This is a genomic window from Amycolatopsis sp. NPDC031561 (assembly GCF_055580625.1).
This window is the reverse complement of record NZ_JBVILA010000030.1, coordinates 15,379-32,846: the sequence shown is the minus strand read 5'-3', so window position 1 is coordinate 32,846 and position 17,468 is coordinate 15,379. Positions and strand designations below refer to the sequence as shown.

The window sequence follows — 17,468 nt, the reverse complement described above, 5'->3', positions numbered from 1 at the left end:
TCGAGTGGCCGCTCTCCCACCGGTGTTTCAGCTCCCCTCCCTCACTCCTCGTCCGGGTCCGGGAACGCCGTCCAGCGCACGTACACCTTCCGCGCGTCCGGGCCGGGTTCCGGCCGCCAGTAGCGGCGCAACAGGTCCAGGTACTCCTCCCAGAACTGCTTCAACTCCTCGATGTTCACGTGGACCGCGCCCCGGGAGAAGACCAGCGCGTCACCCCATTCGCCCAGCTCACCGCGGCGTTCGATGAACCGCGCCATCTGCTCGAGGTCCTCGGTGAACGCGGCACGCTGCGCCTCGTCGAACACCGCGCGCATCTCTTCGCTCTGCTCGCTGTGCCGGGGCCAGCGGATGTCGCGCTGCCGGGCGCGCCACCAGCGCTCCTTGCCGTGCGCGAGCTCAGGCGCCTCGTCGATGAAGTCGTACTTCGCCAGTTCTCGCAGGTGATAGCTGGTCGCGCCCGAACTCTCCCCCAGTTCCTTGGCCAGCTTCGTCGCCGTCGCGGGCTCACGGCCCAGCGCCTCCATGATCCGCCTGCGCAACGGGTGCATCACCGCCCTCAGCACGGCGGCGTCGGTGATCTCTTCGGGCGGCGGCGGACCGGTCATGGCACCAAGGTACCGCGTGCAAAGGAGATTGTGCAAAGACTTCTTTGCACGCGGTACAGACCACGTTCTTGAAGTGCCCGAGGATTCTGCTGACGTTTCGGTGAACTCAGCGTGAAATTGACAACTTCACTACGAAGGTCTTGTGCCGGGCGGACGAAAACCCGACAGGTTCACAGGTTTTTCGTTGCGTCCTCCCCGAAATTCGGTTGTATCGGATAGTTTTGCCCGGAGTCGACCTAGCGGGAGAAAACATGCCGAAGCACCGCCCTCGACAGACGGACAGGCTGTCCGCCCGGCACCGGACGGCCTTCGCGCTCGCCGGTGGCGCGCTCGCCGTCCTGCCCGCGGTCACCGCGTCGGCGGGTCCCGACACGCCGATCGCCGCACCGAAACCGGCCGCGCCGCAGAACCAGGCCGCGGCCTGGCAGCCGCCGGTGGGCACGGTCCCGGAGATCGCCGTCGACGGAAGCCTCCCCGAGCCCCCCAATCCCGATCCGCTGATCGTCCCCGGCGGCACCGGAAACGTCGGCGGCTCGTTCGCGCCGTCGGGCGCGCTGGGCATCCCGGCGAGCATGATGAAGGCCTACAAGAACGCGGCCGACATCCTCGCGAAGGAACTGCCCGGCTGTCACATCGACTGGGCGCTGATCGCGAGTATCGGCCGGATCGAGTCCAACCACGCGCGCGGCGGCTACGTCGACGCCAAGGGCAACACCCTCGAACCGATCCTCGGCCCGCAGCTCAACGGCGCCGGCCCGTTCGCGGCCATCCCGGACACCGACGGCGGCAAATACGACGGCGACACCGCCTGGGACCGCGCCGTCGGCCCGACGCAGTTCATCCCCTCCACCTGGAAGGGCTACGCCTCCGACGGCAACGGCGACGGCGAGTCGAACCCGAACAACATCTACGACGCGACGCTCGGCTCGGGCCGCTACCTCTGCTCGGGCGGCGTCGACCTGACGTCGGAGCAGACCCAGCGCGTGGCCGTGTACCGCTACAACCACTCGCTGTCCTATGTGGACACCGTGATCCGGTGGGCGGTCTCCTATCGCGGCGGCGTCGCGACGTTCCCCGACAGCCAGGTCCCCGTCGGCGCCCCGGACTCCTCGGACGTCGCCGCGGGCACGCCCGGCGGCCAGGTCCCGGTGCCCACCCTGCCCGGCACTCCCCCGCCCGGCACGACCACGCCGCCGCCGAACCCGCTGCCCGGCTCGTCGTTCCCGCCGAGCAGCAGCACACCGCCGCCGAGCAGCTCCTCGCCGACGAAGCCGACAAGCACGCCGCCTTCGTCGACACCGCCCTCGTCGACACCTCCTTCGAGCACGCCTCCGTCTTCGACGCCTCCGCCGTCCAGCACCACGACGACCCCGCCGCCGTCTTCGACTCCGGCCGGGAACACCGGTGAGGCGACGCCGACCAGCTCCGCCTCCCCGACCCCGTAACGACTCGTGAGTGGTACGGACGGTTAGAACCGTCCGTACCACTCACGAGGTTCGCACGCCCGGAATGTCCTGATGCCGCCCCGCGTTACCGCTTCTCGTAGCTCATCAATCGAGAGAAGCGAGACACGGATGTCGTCTTTCGTCATGACCGCCGAAGAACGGGAAACCTTCCTGAGCGAGGTTCACATCGGGGTCTTGGCCGTCGAGCGGGAAGGACGGGCCCCGCTGGCCGTACCGGTCTGGTACGACTACGAGCCCGGCGGCGAACTCCTGATCTGGATGGACGGCGGTTCGGTCAAGGACAAGGCGATCAAGAAGGCGGGCAGGCTCAGCCTGGTCGCGCAGACCGAGACCTTCCCGTACAAGTACGTGACGGCCGAGGGTCCGGTCATCGCCAACGACGTGCCGCCGACCCGTGAGCAGGCGTTGAAGATCGCGCACCGCTACCTGCCGGAGGCCGAGGGGACGGCTTACGTCGACGGCTCGCTCAGCGACAACTCCGTGCTGGTGCGGATCCGTCCGGAGAAGTGGCTGAGCAACGACCAGTCCAAGGCCTGAGGACGTGAAAGGGTCCCGGCCGCCACTGGGGAGACGACCGGGACCCTTCATCAGCCCGCGATGGGCTCGAACTCGACGACGCTGTCGAGCGCCTTGCCCATCGCGGCGTTCCCTTCGCGTTCGATCATGATCTCCACCAGCACCGGCCGCGACGTCCGCTCGGCCTCCTTGCGCGCCCATTCCAGCGACGCCCGGATCTCGCCCGGCTCGGTCACGCGGGTCCCGGCGCAGCCGTAGGCCTCCATGACCTTCACGTTGTCCGTGCCGTTCTTGTCGTAGTGGATGTCGACCTCGAAGTTCATCTCGTAGCCGGTCTCGGCCTGCCGGATGAGCCCCAGGTACTCGTTGTTGAGCATGATCAGCACGAATCCGACGTCGTACTGCGCGGCCACCGCCAGCTCTTCCACCAGGAACTGGAACGAGTAGTCCCCGACGACGCCGACGACTTCGGCCTCCGGCTTCGCCTTCTTGACGCCGATCGCGGCCGGAATCTCCCAGCCGAGCGGGCCCGCCTGGCCGCACACCTGGTAATGGCGCGGCTTGTGCGCGCGCTGGAACTGCCCGGACCAGATCTGGTAGAGCCCGATCGCGGTGACGAAGTACGCGTCCTCGCCGTAGAACTCGTTGATCTCCTTGAACACCCGCGGTGCCTTGATCGGCGTGTCCTCGAAGTCCTCCCGCCGGGGCAGGCTCTCCTTCAGCTCACCGATCCGCCTCGGCCAGGCGCGATCCCGCGCCGGAGAACGCTTCGACGCCGCCTCGATCAGCGCGTCCAGGAAGGCGCCCGTGTCCGACACGATCCCGAGGTCGGGCCCGAACACCTTGCCCAGCTGCGTCGGCTCGATGTCGACGTGGATGAACTTCCGGCTGCCGCGGTAGACGTCGAGGTCACCGGTGTGCCGGTCGCCGAACCGCGCGCCGAGCGCCAGCACCAGATCCGCTTCGAGGAAGGCCGCGTTCGCCCACCGCTGCGATGTCTGGATGCCCGCCATCCCGGCGAACAGTTCGTGGTCCTCGGGGAAGGTCCCCTTACCCATCAGTGTCACGCCGACCGGGACGCCGAGCAGTTCGGCCGCGGTCCGCAGCCGGTCGCTCGCGCCGCCGAGCACCACGCCGCCGCCCGCGAGGATCAGCGGCCGTTCGGCGGCCAGCAGCAGGTCGAGCGCCCGCTCGACCCGGGCGGGTGACGGCGTCGCGACGATGACCGGCAGCGGCGAGTCGATGCTGGAGTCCCATTCGATCTCCTGCCGCTGGACGTCGATCGGCAGGTCGATGAGCACCGGGCCCGGGCGGCCGGACCGCGCGATCCGGAACGCCTCCCGGAACACCCAGGGCAGCTGCGCCGCTTCCTTGACCTGCACCGCCCATTTCGTCACCGGCTTGGCGATCTCGACGATGTCGACGGCCTGGAACGCCTCGGTGTGCAGCTTCCGTGAGTCGGCCTGGCCGGTGATGCAGATGATCGGGATCGAATCGGCCTGCGCGGTGTAGAGCCCGGTGATCATGTTCGTCCCGGCGGGCCCGGAGGTGCCGATCGCGACGCCGACGTTGCCGGTGGTCCTGGCCCACCCGTCGGCCATATGGGTCGCGCCCTCTTCGTGGCGCACGATCAAGTGCTCGATGCCGCTGCCCTGCATCGCGTGGTAGAGCGGGAGGATCGCGGCGCCGGGACAGCCGAAAGCGGTGTCGACGCCTTCACTGAGCAGGACGTCGACGACGGCCTGCATGGCGGGGATTCTGGGCATTCCTCACTCCTTGCTTTCCGCGCCGGACAGCGCTTCGACGACCTTCAGCAGGGCGGAGTGATCGAGCGAGCCGTGTCCCATCGCCCGTCCGGCGGCGACGAGCTGGGCGACCAGCCCGGTGATCGGCAGCGCGACGTCGGCCTGCCTGGCGGCGGCGAGCGCGATGCCCATGTCCTTGTGGTGCAGGTCGATCCGGAAACCCGGCGCGAATTCCCGCGCCACCATGGACTTCCGCTTGAGTTCGAGGATCCGGCTGCCGGCCAGGCCGCCCGCGAGGACGTCCAGCCCGACACCTGCGTCCACACCGGAAGCTTCGAGCAGCACGATCGCCTCGGCGATCAGTCCGTAGGTCCCGCCGACCACCAGCTGGTTCGCGGCCTTGACGACCTGACCCGCGCCGTGCGGCCCGACGTGGACGATCGTCTTGCCGACGGCCTCCAGGATCGGGAGCGCGGCGGCGAAATCGTCGTCGTCACCACCGGCCATAATGGACAGTGAGGCCTGTTCGGCGCCGGCCTGGCCACCCGAAACAGGCGCGTCCAGCACGCGGATCTCCCGTTCACCGGCCCGCTCGGCCACCTCGATGGAGGTCTCCGGCCGGATCGTGCTCATGTCGATCAGCAGCGTCCCCGGTTTCGCCGATTCCAGCACCCCGCCCGCCGCCAGCACGACGGCCTCGACCTGCGGATGGTTGGGCAGCATGGTGATCACGACCTCCGCGCCCGCGACGGCGTCCGTGACCCCGTTCGCCGCCCGGCCGCCCGCGGCTTCCAGCCTCGCGAGCGCGTCCGCGTTCGTGTCGAAACCGCTCACCTCGTGGCCCGCGGCGACGAGATGTCCAGCCATCGGCCCGCCCATGATCCCCAGGCCGATGAATCCCAGCTTGGTCATGCCAGTCCCCTTCGTTCGAAAGGCAGCCACGACAGCGACTCCGCGCTCGGCCCGTCGGGTTTGTACTCCACGCCGACCTGCCCGCGGTAGCCCGCCGTCTGCAGCTTTTCCAGGTATCCCTCGATGTCCAGCGTTCCGGTCCCCGGCTGGTGGCGCCCTGGGGCATCGGCGATCTGCACATGGCCGATCCGTCCGGTGTGGACGGTCGTGACCGCGTCGAGGTCGTCACCGTTGACCGCCAGGTGGTACAGGTCGGCCAGCAGCTTCACGTTGTCCCGCCCGAGTTCGTCGAGCACCTTGAGCACGTCGTCCGCGGTCTTGAGCGGATACTTCTCCGCCCCCGACAACGGTTCCAGGACGATCTCCGCGTCGATCCGCGCGGCCGCGTCCGACGCGAGCGCCAGATTCGACAACCCCAGCTTGTCCTGCTCCGCCGGGTCCGCGCCATCGATCCGGTTGCCGTAGAGCGCGTTGAACCGGCGGCAGCCGAGCCGCTCGCCGAGCTCGATCGCGGAGGCGATACCGGCGGCGAACTCGTCCTCGCGCCCGGGCCAGGTGACCAGACCGCGATCACCGCCGGCCATGTCGCCGGGGAAGAAGTTCAGCCCGGTCACCGCGACACCGGCCCGCTCGACCGACGCCACGAACGCGTCGGCCTCGGCGGCGTCCGGCACGGGCGTCTCGAACGGCCACCAGTACTCGACGGCGGTGAAGCCCGCCGCCCGCGCCGCCTCCGCACGGTCGAGCAGCGGCAACTCGGTGAAGACCAGCGACAGGTTCAGCACATAGGGCAAGGCATGACGCGAACCGGCAAGATCAACCATCGAAACCTCGGTTATTTCGCTCTGCGGAAACTTTCTTTCGTATATCGAGAATAGCCCGCTGACCTGCCATCGGTCAACGGGCGGTATACCGGCGAAGAAGGAGGGCAGGCGCGGCGCGAGCGCCGAGGGGGCGGGGCCGTGAGGGGGCGGGGCGGTGAGAGATCGGTCCGGTTGGTCGTGAGTGGCGTTTCGGGTTCCATGGAGGGGTCGGGCAAACGTGGCGTGTTCACGGGCGGGTCGTGCCGGACTGAAGGCTCCCTTCGCCGCGTCCGATGCCGAGCGGCCGTGTCGCGAAAGCCACTTTCGGGACATCAGATGTCCCGAAAGTGGCTTTCGCGCCCCCTCCGGTCCTAGCTGTCCACATAGGACACCTTCAGGCGGACAATGTCTGATTAATGCCCATGTGCGCGCTTTGCGCCGGGGGTCGTGAGTGGCAATGCTGGTTCTGGTGGACCTGTATTTGCCTACCCACTGGATTCGATGTCATCTGGCGGGCTTGTAGGGCTTGTTCTGGATGGCGATGTGGTCGAGTGGGGAGGATTTGGGACGTTGACCGTCTCAAATCTTCCCCGCTCGGCTGCCGCCGCGGGGTTGTGGGGGTGGCATGGTCTTGATCGACGGAGGATCGGGGATGTTGAGTGTCTCCGATCCTCCGTTGATCAAGCTCCGAGACCGCGTCGACATCCGGGCGCACGCGTGAGCCGCAATCCGGTAGTGGTCAGGTGGCCGCGTGAACCGAGTGTGGAGGATTAGGACGTTGAACGTCCCGAATCCTCCACACTCGAACGTGTCGTCGCGGACACTCCACATTCGCCCTGGTCACGCGTAGGCAGGCAAATACCGGTCCGTTCCAACCCTCTTTGCCACTCACGACCCCTGTCGCGAAGCACACAAAGCACGCAAGCCGGGCAACTAAACCGTGAAATGTGTCCCTTAAGGACGGTCAAGGCACCTCAGGTCTCCCCGGGGAGCTTGCCCCCGCCACCGAGCCCGCCACATTTGACTTACCCCTCAATAACCCGAATCGCGACTCACGCCCCCTTCGACCCAGCACGGAACCGCTGGGCGACAGCGTCACGAAAGCGCGCCTCGCACCCGGCGATCAGGTTGCAGCCGAGCCGTAGTCTCCACAGTGGACACACGCGCTATCCGGCAGAAGTCCGCGAACCCCGCCAAGATCCGCGCGTGGTCAGACGAGACCGAGCGCGGGAAGACACTCCTGGACTCCGGCCAGTTCGATGTCGTCGCGCCGGGCTCGTTCCCAGACGTCCCGGGTCAGCCGCCAGCACCGGATCTGCGCGACCTCGCCGCGACGGGTGTCCCAGCTCGTACCGTTCGGTTCGTAACCCAGCGCTCGCGACACCCCGTTGGAGGCGTTGTTGTCGGTGAACGCGTCGCTCGTCGCTTCCCGTGTGCCCAGCCCCGCGAAGGCCAGATGCAGAACTGCCGCTCGCATCTCCGCCCCGATTCCGCGCCCGCGCCGTCCCGGCGCCAGCCACGAGAAGATCGAGACCGTCCCGAACTTGGCGAGGTCGGACCCGATCAGGTCCTGCATTCCGATCGGCTCGCCGTCTTGCAGCACCACGAAGTACAGCCGCCAGAAGCTCTGGTCGACCCGAGCACGTCCGGCCCAGATACCGCGCAGCCACCGCCATTCGCGGTCGGGGCTGTCCGCGTACAGCGATGTCGGATCGTCGAACGGCCACGGCGCGACATCGGCGACGCCGGCGCGGACGACCGGGACCAGCCACTCCAGCAACTCGTCCGTCGCCCCGGCCAAGGTCAGCCGCGGCGTCCGCACCTCGAGGTTCAGCGGGGGGTACGTGTGAGTCGCTCTCGCGACGGTAGGCGGACCGGGCGGCCGGGCGCACGCGCTTTTCGTCGGACCCCCTCGCTACCGTCGGCCGCATGGACATCACGCCCTTCCGGACCCGGGTCCCGGAGTCCGCCCTCGAAGACCTCCGAGACCGGCTCCGCCGCACCCGCTGGCCCGAAGACGAGACCGTCGGCGACTGGTCGCAAGGCGTTCCCGCCGGCTACTTGCGCGAACTGTGCTCGTACTGGGCGGAGACCTACGACTGGCGGGCCGCCGAGTCCCGGCTCAACGCGATCCCCCAATTCAAGACCGAGATCGACGGGCTCGGCATCCACTACCTGCACGCGCGTTCCCCGCATCCCGGCGCGCTGCCGCTGATCCTCAGCCATGGCTGGCCGGGTTCGGTCTTCGAATTCCTCGAGGTGATCGGCCCCCTCACCGATCCGGTCGCCCACGGCGGCAACGAGGCGGACGCGTTCCACGTCGTCGTCCCGTCCCTGCCCGGCCATGGCTTCAGTGACAAACCCGCGCGAGCGGGCTGGTCGATCCAGCGCATCGCCGACGCGTGGATCCACCTCATGGATGGCCTCGGCTACGAGCGCTACGGCGCCCAGGGCGGCGATTGGGGCACCAGCATCACCACGCTCATGGGGCGGACGGCACCCGAGCGCCTGGCCGGAATCCATCTCAACCCACCGCTGGCGGCACCGGACCCGGCGACGTTCGACGATCTCACCGCGTCCGAACGCAAGTCGCTCGACGACCTCGAACGCGCCAAGGCGGACGGTTCGGGCTACGCGATCCAGCAGGCGACGAGGCCGCAGACGATCGGCTACGCGCTGGCCGACTCACCGGTGGCGCTGTGCGCGTGGATCGTCGAGAAGTTCCAGGCGTGGACGGATTGCGACGGCCATCCGGAGAACGCCCTGAGCCGGGACGCGATGCTCGACGACATCACGCTCTACTGGCTGACCGGCACCGGTGCCTCGTCCGCCCGGCTGTACTGGGAGAGCTTCGCCGAGGTGTCGAGCTGGTTCTCCGATTCCACTGTGGACACGATCGCCGTGCCCGCCGGCTGTTCGATCTTCCCGCGCGAGACCCCGCGCCCGTCCCGCCGCTGGGCCGAGCGCCGGTTCACCGACATCCGGTACTGGAACGAACTGGAGCGAGGCGGCCATTTCGCGGCCTTCGAGCAGCCGGGCGTGTTCACCGAGGAGGTGCGGTCGTTCTTCCGTCTCGTGCGGTGACCGCTTGACTGTGACACCGTGTCAGGCTGTCCGCTGGGAGCCGCCATGTTCAGTATCGGAGATTTCGCCAAGCACGGCCGGGTGTCGGTCCGGATGCTGCGTCACTACGACGCCATCGGGCTGCTGCGGCCCGCCCATGTCGACCCGTTCAGCGGCTACCGGTCCTACTCCGGCGACCAGCTGGCCCGACTCAACCGGGTGATCGCGCTCAAGGATCTCGGCTTCACCCTCACCCAGGTGCAGGAGATCCTCGACGCCGAGATCGGCGCGGACGAGCTGCGCGGGATGCTGCGGCTGCGGCGGGCCGAACTCGAAGCGGCCATCGCCGCCGACGAGACACGCCTCAAAGCCGTCGAAGCGAGACTCCGTTCGATCGAAAACGAGGGAACCATGCCTTCCGAGGACGTCGTCGTCAAAAGCCTGCCCGCGGTCCGGGTCGCCGAACTGACCGGGACGGCGAGCGGTTACGTGAACGAAGAGATCGGACCGGTCGTGCAGGGGCTGTACAAGGACTTGTTCGGGGCGCTCGGCCCGATCACGCCGTCGGGACCGCTCATCGCCTATTACGAGGACGACGCCGACGGCGAACGGGTCCTGATCCACGCCGCCGTCCCGATCTCGGCCGAAACCGACGGCACCGAAGGGTTCTCGACGGTGAGCCTCGCCGAAGTGCCGTCCGCCGCGACGATCCTGCACCGGGGCTCGATGGAGACCGTGCTCTCCAGCTACCAGTCACTGGCGAAGTGGGTCGACGCGCACGGGTATCGCGCGAGCGGCCCGGCCCGGGAGTACTACGTCGAGTGCCCGGCCGACGGGGACAAGTGGGTCACCGAACTGCAGCAGCCGATCGTCACGGCCTGACGCCAGCGAACGAACTCCGGTTGTCATGAAAGGGGCTTTCAGGACGAAAAACGTCTTGAAAGCCCCTTTCATGACACTCCAGAAGCGGCTAGCCCAGAAAGTCGGTCAAGGCGGCGCGGAACTCCTCGGGCGCCTCCAGCCACGGCACGTGGCCGACACCCGGCAACCGCACCCGGGTCACCGACGGTAGAGCGTGCTCCAGCGAGTCGACAGCCCACCGGGGCCGGGTGTCCGCCATCCCGTCGATGATCAGCGTCGGCACCCGCAGAGACCGGCAAGCCGAGATCAGCTCCTCCTCCGGCACCGTCCGCATTTCCTCACTCAACGCGGCGTTCGCCTCGTAGTTGACCGGGAACCACGGTGTCGCCATCGCCTCGGCGTGACGCTCGCCGTCCGCCACGAAGTCGGCCGTCCATTGCAGCACCGCGAGTTCGCGGCTTTCATCGTGGTCCGCCGCGCGAAGCTCGGCCCACCGGGCGTGCCTCTCCCCCAGCGCGCGCTCGAAGTTCCGCTTGAACTCGGCATGCCAGTCGTGGCCGAGGCCGACACCCGACACGTAGACGAGCGCGCTCACCCGCTCCGGACGCGCGAGGGCGTAGAGCAGGCCGAGATGCGCGCCCCACGAATGCCCGAGCACCGCGACCCGGCCGAGCCCGTGCCACTCGCGGACGGCGTCGACGTCGGCCACCATCCGGTCGAGGGTGTACGGGCCACGGGGGTCGGAGCGCCCGGCGCCGCGCTGGTCCCACCGGATCAGCCGGAACCGCGGGCCGGGATCGAGCGTGCCGAACATGTCCCACAGGCCCGGGCCGCCGTGGCAGCACAGGATCGGTTCGCCCCGGCCGGTCGCCGAAGTCCACAGTTCACGGCCGTCGTCGGTGATCACCACGCGATTATCCGGTAGGCGTGATCGCCGTCATTGGCTATCTTCCGCGACATGACGACGTACACGCCACCGCAGCGGACGGCCACGCTCGCGGACGCGCCTGCCATCGCGGCGCTGATGCGGGCCTCGGTGCTGGAGTTGTTCCCCCGGTTCTACGACGAGCGGCAGACCGCGAGCGCGGCGGAGCACATCGCGCACCTCGACTTGCGGTTGATCGAGGACGGCACCTACTTCGTGCACGAGGCGGACGGCGAGATCGTCGCCTGCGGGGGCTGGAGCAGGCGCAACAAGATGCACGCCGGCTCCGGTGACGCTTCGGACGACGAACGCCCGCTCGACCCGGCCACCGAACCCGCGCGGGTGCGCGCCATGTTCGTCCGCGGCGACTGGACCCGGCGCGGGCTCGGACGCGCGATCCTCGAGTCGTGCCGCCTCGCGGCGAAAGCCGAAGGATTCACGTCGCTGACGCTGACCGCGACCATGCCCGGTGTCCCGCTGTATCTGTCGTTCGGCTTCGAGGAAGTCGAACGGGTGACGGTGACGACGCCCGACGGCGTCGACGTCCCTGGCGCCGTCATGGCCAGGGACATCGACCGGCCGGATATCATCGCAGGATGATTTCCGGGGCTACCGCACTCTCGTTCGTCTTGGTCTGCCTGCTCGGCGCGATGGCACCGGGCCCGGATTTCCTGGTGGTGACCCGGAGCGCGATCCTCGGCGGCCGCAAGGCCGGGATCGCCGCCGGACTCGGCATCGCGCTCGGCGTCTTCGTCTGGGTGGTCGCGATCGCCCTCGGCGTCGCGGCGATCCTCACCGCGTCGGCGATCGCCTTCACCGTGGTGAAGCTGATCGGCGCCGGGTACCTGATCTTCCTCGGCGTCAAGGCGTGGCTGGCGGTGCGCCGCGGCGACTACAGCGAGCTCAAGGACAAGGTGGCACCCGTGGTCGCGCCCAAGGAGGCGTTCCGGCACGGACTGCTCACCAACCTGCTCAACCCGAAGGTCGCGGTCTTCTTCCTCGCGCTGCTGCCCCAGTTCCTCCCGCATTCGGCCACGACCGCGGAGACCCTGCAACTGGCGGCGCTGGCCACCACGGTCGCCGTCGTGTGGACCTTCGTCCTGGCGACGCTGGTCGGTTCCCTGCGGAAGTTCTTCGCCTCCGGCCGGGTGCGGCGCGGGATGGACGCGGTGATGGGCACCTTGCTCGTCGGGCTCGGCATCCGGGTCGCCGTCCAGAACTGAGCGAAGGTGCCCATCACGCCACGTCAGAGCAGCGAATCGGCGGCGAGGCGGGTGCCTTCGACGCGGGCGGCGATCTTGGCGAACGCGGTCTCCCGCGACGTCGAGGTGTCGTCGGCGAACGGCGAGAACCCGCAGTCGTCACAGGTGCCCAGCCGGTCCGGCGAGATGAACCGCGCCGCCTGTAGCACCCGATCCCTGACCTCCTCGGGGGTTTCGACGCGTGGGTCGATCGGGTCGATCACGCCGACGAAGATCCGCTGGTCCGGCCGCGAGTGGTCGGCGATGACCTGCAGCGCCCGCTCCGGATCCGGTTCACTGGCCAACTGCACGTAGACGTTGCCCACCTTCAGCTGGAACAACGTCGGCAGCAACTCGGCGTAGTCGACGTCGAGGCTGTGCACCGAGTCCTGGTCGCCACCGGGACAGGTGTGCACGCCGATCTTCTTCCGCTCCTCGTCGGAGAATCGTTCCAGCACGGCGTTGTTCAGATCCACAAAGGACTTCAACAGCCCGCCGGAAGGGTCGAGCTTCAGCGACAACCTGCCTTCGGTGAAGTCGATCTGAACGCTGTCCGCACCCGCGTCGAGGCTACGGCGGATATCGGCTTCCGCTTCGTTCACCAAGTCGGCTATGAACTGTTCTTTCGCATATCCCGCCAATTCCTCACCGGGATAGACGAGCCCGATCGCCGAAGCGGCGATCACCGCCTGCTTCACCGGTTTGGTGGCGTGTTTCTTGGCCTCGCGCAGATAGGAGTCGGCGTAGGTCTGATAGCGGAACGGTCCGGCGGTGAGCCTCGGAAGCTGCCGGGTGTGCCCGTCCGCGAAGGGGATGACAACCCCGTCCGGCGCCAGCGAAGTGAGGCCGGCCAAGGGATACGTGGCGAAGCTCGGCTTGCCCTGTTCGCCGTCGGTGATGACCGGCGAGCCCGTCTCCTCCAGCCGCCTGATGGTGTCCACGAGGGCTTTTTCCTGCAACTCGCCGAGACCGTCGGCGTCGAGCCGCCCGGCCGCGTGCTCGCCGAGCGCTTCGACGAGATAGCCCGGACGGGGAATGCTGCCGATCGGTTCGGTGGGTATGGTCATCGCTCGCGTCCTCCCAGGTGAAGCGGCCACGGTCGCCTTGGCCGCAATCGCAGAAACTACCGATCTCTCCTCTCCTTGACGATCTTTCCGCGTGCGGTGGCCACGAATGGCGCAACCATTCGGTCTACAAAGGATGTTCCGTTCGCCGATACGTATAGGTCGTTATACAAAAGTCGGTGAAATTCGATGCTTATCCGGTCCCGGTCCTGGGTATTCCGTGGTAGTCGACCGGCCGGGGCGCGCCGAAGGAGAACCGAGATGCTGAGCCATCACGATCGGCAAGAGCTGGAGAAGATCGAGCGTTGGTTCGAGCTGACCGAGCCGGCGCTGGCCGCCCGGCTCCGCTCCGGCAGGCCCGCACGGCCGCCTCTGCTCCGGCTGACGGTCCTCCTGACTCTCGACATCACCGCGGGCCTGTTGATGTTTCTGGGCATGGTGGTGAACAGCCCGGCCGTGCTGCTGCTCGGGATGATCACCGTGACCACGGCGGTGATCGTGCACCTGTCCCGGTTCGGGCGCGGCTGATCTTCTTCCCGCACGCCGGTAGAGTCCGGGCGATACGTCCGGTTCACTGGGAGGAAGTCCATGCGGTTCATGATCATCATCAAGGCGGACGAGGATTCCGAAGCCGGGAAGATGCCGCCGATGGAGGCCTTGACCGCCATGGCGAAGTTCAACCAGGACATGCTCGACGCCGGGGTGCTGGTGGGCGGCGAGGGGCTGCAGGAGAGTTCGAAGGGCGCGAGGGTCACGGTCAACGCCGCCGGATCCACGGTCACCGACGGCCCGTTCACCGAAGCCAAGGAACTCGTCGGCGGCTTCTGGATCGTCGACGTCCCGTCGCGCGCCGACGCGATCGAGTGGGCGAAGCGCTGTCCCACTCCCCCGCACGGCGACACCATCCTCGAGGTCCGCAAGATCCTCGAAGCCGAGGACTTCGGCGAGAACTTCACGCCGGAGCTGCAGGAGAACGAGCAGCGGATGCGCGACGAGGTCGCCGAACGGGCTTAAGGTCGTCTTATGGCCGTCCGGGAGTGGGTGCTCCACGTCGACCTCGACCAGTTCATCGCGGCGGTCGAGGTCGCCCGGCGGCCTGAGCTGCGTGGCAAGCCCGTGGTCGTCGGCGGCACGGGCGATCCGGCCGAACGGGCCGTGGTGGCCACGGCGTCGTACGAAGCGCGGGAATTCGGCATCCGGTCCGGGATGCCGTTGCGGACCGCCGCGAAACGCTGCCCCGACGCGGTGTTCCTGGCCACGGACGCGCCCGCGTACCAAGAAGTCTCCGATCGGGTGATGGCGACGCTGCGGGAACTCCCGGTGGTCGTCGAGGTACTCGGCTGGGACGAGGCGTTCCTCGGCGTCGCTACCGACGACCCCGAAACGCTCGCCGCCGACATCCGGCGAGTGGTGACCGAGGAGACCGGGCTGTCGTGCTCGGTCGGCATCGGGGACAACAAGCTGCGCGCCAAACTCGCCACCGGATTCGCCAAACCGGCCGGGATCTTCCGGCTCGTCCAGGAGAACTGGTGGGACGTCATGGCCGAGAAGCCGACGGACGCGCTGTGGGGCATCGGCGCCAAGACCACGAAGAAGCTCGCCGAGGCCGGCTATCACACCGTGCTGGAACTGGCGGGCGCCGACCCGGCGGGGCTCGCCGCGCGGTTCGGCCCGAAACTCGGCCCGTGGTACCGGATCCTCGCCGGGGGAATCGGCGACGCCGAGGTCACCGCGACGCCCTACGTGGCACGATCCCGCAGCCGCGAGACGACGTTCCAGCAGAACCTGACCGATCCCGGGGCCATGGCCGCCGAGGTCGTCGCGCTGGCGAAACGCGTTTCCCAGGACGTCGCCGAGGAAGGCAGGCCCGCCGCGCGGGTCGCGGTCAAGGTCCGGTTCGCGCCGTTCCTGACCCACACCCACAGCGTGACCCTGCCCGCCCCGACCGCGGACCCCGCCGAGATCGAGAAGGCGGCGCTGGCCGTGCTCGACCTGTTCGACCTCGGCAGACCGGTCCGCCTGCTGGGCGTCCGGGCCGAATTCCCCTCGACGGTGGCGCGATCCGCGTCGCCTTGACAGCGCTCGCGGCGCTTTGCCATTCTGGTTTCGGGCCGAGAGGCGCTGCGACGGAATTCTTCCGCCACGCTCGGCCCGCTGCGACAGACGTAAGGGCGCCTCCCACTGCGGAGGTGCCTTTCTTGCGTCGAAACCCTTTTCCGGCCGTCGTCGTCGAGGCCGCGCGCTGAACAACCCCCGCATTGACCCCGTTCTTCCCGCCACCGGCGAGAAGAACCGCTTCACCTTGCCTTCCTGATGAATGGAGAACCAGTGAGCCCCACCCTGTCCAAGGTCAACGGGATCGAATTCGCCGTCGCCGACCTCTCCCTCGCCGAGGCCGGCCGCAAGCAGCTGCGCCTCGCCGAGGTCGAGATGCCCGGCTTGATGGCGCTGCGCCGTGAATACGCCGACTCGCAGCCCCTCAAGGGCGCGCGAGTCGCGGGCTCGCTGCACATGACCGTTCAGACCGCCGTGCTGATCGAGACGCTCGTCGCACTGGGCGCCGAAGTGCGCTGGGTGTCCTGCAACATCTTCTCCACGCAGGACGAGGCGGCCGCGGCCGTCGTCGTCGGCCAGAACGGAACCGTCGACGCGCCTTCGGGCTCCGCGGTGTTCGCGTGGAAGGGCGAGACCCTGGCCGAGTACTGGTGGTGCACCGACCAGCTCTTCGACTTCGGCGACGGCCGTCTCCCGAACATGATCCTCGACGACGGTGGCGACGCGACCCTGCTGATCCACAAGGGTGTCGAGTTCGAGGCCGCCGGCGCCGTCCCGCAGGCGACCGAGGAAGACCCCGAGGAGTACACCCTCGTCCTGCGCACGCTGACCGACAGCATCGCGCGTGACGCGGGCCGGTTCACCCGTATCGCCAACGAGGTCCGCGGCGTCACCGAGGAGACCACCAACGGCGTCAAGCGGCTCTACAAGCTCGCCAAGGACGGCGAGCTGCTGTTCCCGGCGATGAACGTCAACGACTCGGTGACGAAGTCGAAGTTCGACAACAAGTACGGCATCCGTCACTCGCTCATCGACGGTCTCAACCGCGGCACCGACGTGATGATCGCGGGCAAGGTCGCCGTCATCTGCGGCTACGGCGACGTCGGCAAGGGCGCGGTGGAATCGCTGCGGGGTCAGGGCGCCCGCGTGGTCGTCACCGAGATCGACCCGATCTGCGCGCTGCAGGCGGCGATGGAGGGTCTCGACGTCGTGGAGCTCGACGACGTCGTCGAGCGCGGCGACATCTTCATCACCACCACCGGCAACTTCGACATCATCATGGCCGACCAGATGGCCAAGATGAAGCACAACGCGATCGTCGCGAACGTCGGCCACTTCGACAACGAGATCGACATGGCCGGGCTCGCGAAGATCCCGGGCATCGAGAAGATCGAGATCAAGCCGCAGGTGCACGAGTGGGTCTTCCCCGCGACGGCCGACCGCGAGCAGCACTCCATCCTCGTGCTGTCCGAAGGCAGGCTGATGAACCTCGGGAACGCCACCGGTCACCCGAGCTTCGTGATGTCGAACTCCTTCACCAACCAGACGATCGCGCAGATCGAGCTGTTCACGAAGCAGGGCCAGTACGCCACCGACGTCCACGTGCTGCCGAAGCACCTCGACGAGAAGGTGGCCCGCCTGCACCTCGACGCGCTGGGCGTCCGGCTGACGAAGCTGACCAAGCGCCAGGCCGAGTACATCGGCGTGGACGTCGAAGGTCCGTACAAGCTGGACCACTACCGCTACTGAGGTCAGGTGCGGGCTACGCGCGACCAGGGCTCGGATCTCACGAACACCTGGCCTGCACGAGGGTGACGGCTCAGCGAGTACCGGGTGTCGACGATGAAGGAATCGGGACGTTGAGTGTCCCCGATCTTCCGTTGAGCAAGACCCGTGCCACCCCACAGCCTCACGACCGGCAGCCGAGCGGGAAGATTTGGGACGTTCAACGTCCCAAATCTTCCCCGCTCGCCCCACATCGACATCCAGAACAAGCTCTACAAGATGACATCAGGGTCCACCAGAACCCGAGCCGTCGTTACCACTCACGAGGCCCGGCACCGATCGCGAACCGCCGTCCGCCGTCAACCCCTTCTGTGACACCTGACGCACCGCCCCGGAGCACTAGGCCGAATGCGTGAAAACTACGGCCGGATGGACCTGTTTCCCGCGGTGTGAACCGGGAATCCCTTATGTAGCCACACCCCGGCAT

At 67.9% G+C, this 17,468-nt stretch carries 17 protein-coding genes; 10 read left to right on the top strand and 7 right to left on the bottom strand.

Annotation, left to right across the window (positions count from 1 at the left end):
• Positions 1-41: 41 nt before the first annotated feature.
• Entirely contained in the window at positions 42-605 is a 564-nt protein-coding gene (locus ACZ5IK_RS38795) for an ArsR/SmtB family transcription factor (protein WP_465492229.1), read from the bottom strand.
• A 251-nt stretch (positions 606-856) separates the two neighbouring features.
• Between ACZ5IK_RS38795 and ACZ5IK_RS38790 the strand changes: the two genes are divergently transcribed.
• Entirely contained in the window at positions 857-2,050 is a 1,194-nt protein-coding gene (locus ACZ5IK_RS38790) for a lytic transglycosylase domain-containing protein (RefSeq protein ID WP_465492228.1), read from the top strand.
• 129 nt (positions 2,051-2,179) lie between these two features.
• The gene (locus tag ACZ5IK_RS38785) at positions 2,180-2,608 is read left to right on the top strand and encodes a pyridoxamine 5'-phosphate oxidase family protein (RefSeq protein WP_465492227.1); all 429 of its coding nucleotides are present in this window, start codon (positions 2,180-2,182) and stop codon (positions 2,606-2,608) included.
• Positions 2,609-2,658: 50 nt separating this feature from the next.
• Here ACZ5IK_RS38785 and gcl read toward each other — a convergent pair whose 3' ends face one another.
• The 4 genes from gcl to ACZ5IK_RS38765 form a co-directional block, all read right to left on the bottom strand.
• Positions 2,659-4,353 (bottom strand): glyoxylate carboligase, encoded by a 1,695-nt coding sequence (gene gcl, locus ACZ5IK_RS38780; RefSeq protein ID WP_465492226.1) that lies wholly within the window; start codon positions 4,351-4,353, stop codon positions 2,659-2,661.
• Positions 4,354-4,356: 3 nt separating this feature from the next.
• Positions 4,357-5,244 (bottom strand): NAD(P)-dependent oxidoreductase, encoded by an 888-nt coding sequence (locus ACZ5IK_RS38775; RefSeq protein WP_465492225.1) that lies wholly within the window; start codon positions 5,242-5,244, stop codon positions 4,357-4,359.
• Positions 5,241-6,068, bottom strand: coding sequence for a hydroxypyruvate isomerase family protein (locus ACZ5IK_RS38770; RefSeq protein ID WP_465492224.1), 828 nt, complete (start codon positions 6,066-6,068; stop codon positions 5,241-5,243). The genes ACZ5IK_RS38775 and ACZ5IK_RS38770 overlap by 4 nt, the downstream gene beginning before the upstream one ends.
• 1,189 nt (positions 6,069-7,257) lie before the next feature.
• Positions 7,258-7,869, bottom strand: a complete 612-nt coding sequence (locus ACZ5IK_RS38765; RefSeq protein WP_465492223.1) for a GNAT family N-acetyltransferase — start codon at positions 7,867-7,869, stop codon at positions 7,258-7,260.
• 107 nt (positions 7,870-7,976) lie between these two features.
• Here ACZ5IK_RS38765 and ACZ5IK_RS38760 point away from each other — a divergent pair, with 107 nt between their 5' ends.
• Complete coding sequence (locus ACZ5IK_RS38760; RefSeq protein WP_465492222.1) at positions 7,977-9,131, top strand: epoxide hydrolase family protein; 1,155 nt, start codon at positions 7,977-7,979, stop codon at positions 9,129-9,131.
• Positions 9,132-9,176: 45 nt separating this feature from the next.
• Positions 9,177-9,992: a MerR family transcriptional regulator gene (locus ACZ5IK_RS38755; RefSeq protein ID WP_465492221.1), complete on the top strand. Its 816-nt coding sequence runs from the start codon at positions 9,177-9,179 to the stop codon at positions 9,990-9,992.
• 88 nt (positions 9,993-10,080) lie between these two features.
• Here ACZ5IK_RS38755 and ACZ5IK_RS38750 read toward each other — a convergent pair whose 3' ends face one another.
• Positions 10,081-10,878 carry an alpha/beta fold hydrolase gene (locus tag ACZ5IK_RS38750; RefSeq protein ID WP_465492220.1) on the bottom strand — a complete coding sequence of 266 codons (798 nt, stop codon included), beginning with the start codon at positions 10,876-10,878 and terminating at the stop codon, positions 10,081-10,083.
• Positions 10,879-10,929: 51 nt separating this feature from the next.
• Between ACZ5IK_RS38750 and ACZ5IK_RS38745 the strand changes: the two genes are divergently transcribed.
• Positions 10,930-11,496, top strand: coding sequence for a GNAT family N-acetyltransferase (locus ACZ5IK_RS38745; protein WP_465492219.1), 567 nt, complete (start codon positions 10,930-10,932; stop codon positions 11,494-11,496).
• Positions 11,493-12,119: a LysE family translocator gene (locus tag ACZ5IK_RS38740; RefSeq protein WP_465492218.1), complete on the top strand. Its 627-nt coding sequence runs from the start codon at positions 11,493-11,495 to the stop codon at positions 12,117-12,119. Before ACZ5IK_RS38745 ends, ACZ5IK_RS38740 begins: the two co-directional genes overlap by 4 nt.
• Positions 12,120-12,142: 23 nt before the next feature.
• On the opposite strand, the gene ACZ5IK_RS38735 is transcribed toward ACZ5IK_RS38740, so the two are convergent.
• Positions 12,143-13,204 (bottom strand): cobalamin-independent methionine synthase II family protein, encoded by a 1,062-nt coding sequence (locus ACZ5IK_RS38735; protein ID WP_465492217.1) that lies wholly within the window; start codon positions 13,202-13,204, stop codon positions 12,143-12,145.
• Positions 13,205-13,462: 258 nt separating this feature from the next.
• On the opposite strand from ACZ5IK_RS38735, the gene ACZ5IK_RS38730 reads away from it, so the two are divergent.
• The 4 genes from ACZ5IK_RS38730 to ahcY all read left to right on the top strand — a co-directional run bounded on the left by ACZ5IK_RS38730 (position 13,463) and on the right by ahcY (position 17,005).
• Positions 13,463-13,729: a DUF3040 domain-containing protein gene (locus tag ACZ5IK_RS38730; protein ID WP_465492216.1), complete on the top strand. Its 267-nt coding sequence runs from the start codon at positions 13,463-13,465 to the stop codon at positions 13,727-13,729.
• Between the two features lie 60 nt (positions 13,730-13,789).
• Positions 13,790-14,215, top strand: coding sequence for a YciI family protein (locus ACZ5IK_RS38725; protein WP_465492215.1), 426 nt, complete (start codon positions 13,790-13,792; stop codon positions 14,213-14,215).
• Positions 14,216-14,224: 9 nt separating this feature from the next.
• Positions 14,225-15,277 (top strand): DNA polymerase IV, encoded by a 1,053-nt coding sequence (locus ACZ5IK_RS38720; RefSeq protein ID WP_465492214.1) that lies wholly within the window; start codon positions 14,225-14,227, stop codon positions 15,275-15,277.
• A gap of 252 nt (positions 15,278-15,529) precedes the next feature.
• Positions 15,530-17,005, top strand: a complete 1,476-nt coding sequence (ahcY, locus tag ACZ5IK_RS38715) for an adenosylhomocysteinase (RefSeq protein WP_465492213.1) — start codon at positions 15,530-15,532, stop codon at positions 17,003-17,005.
• Positions 17,006-17,468 lie beyond the last annotated feature (463 nt).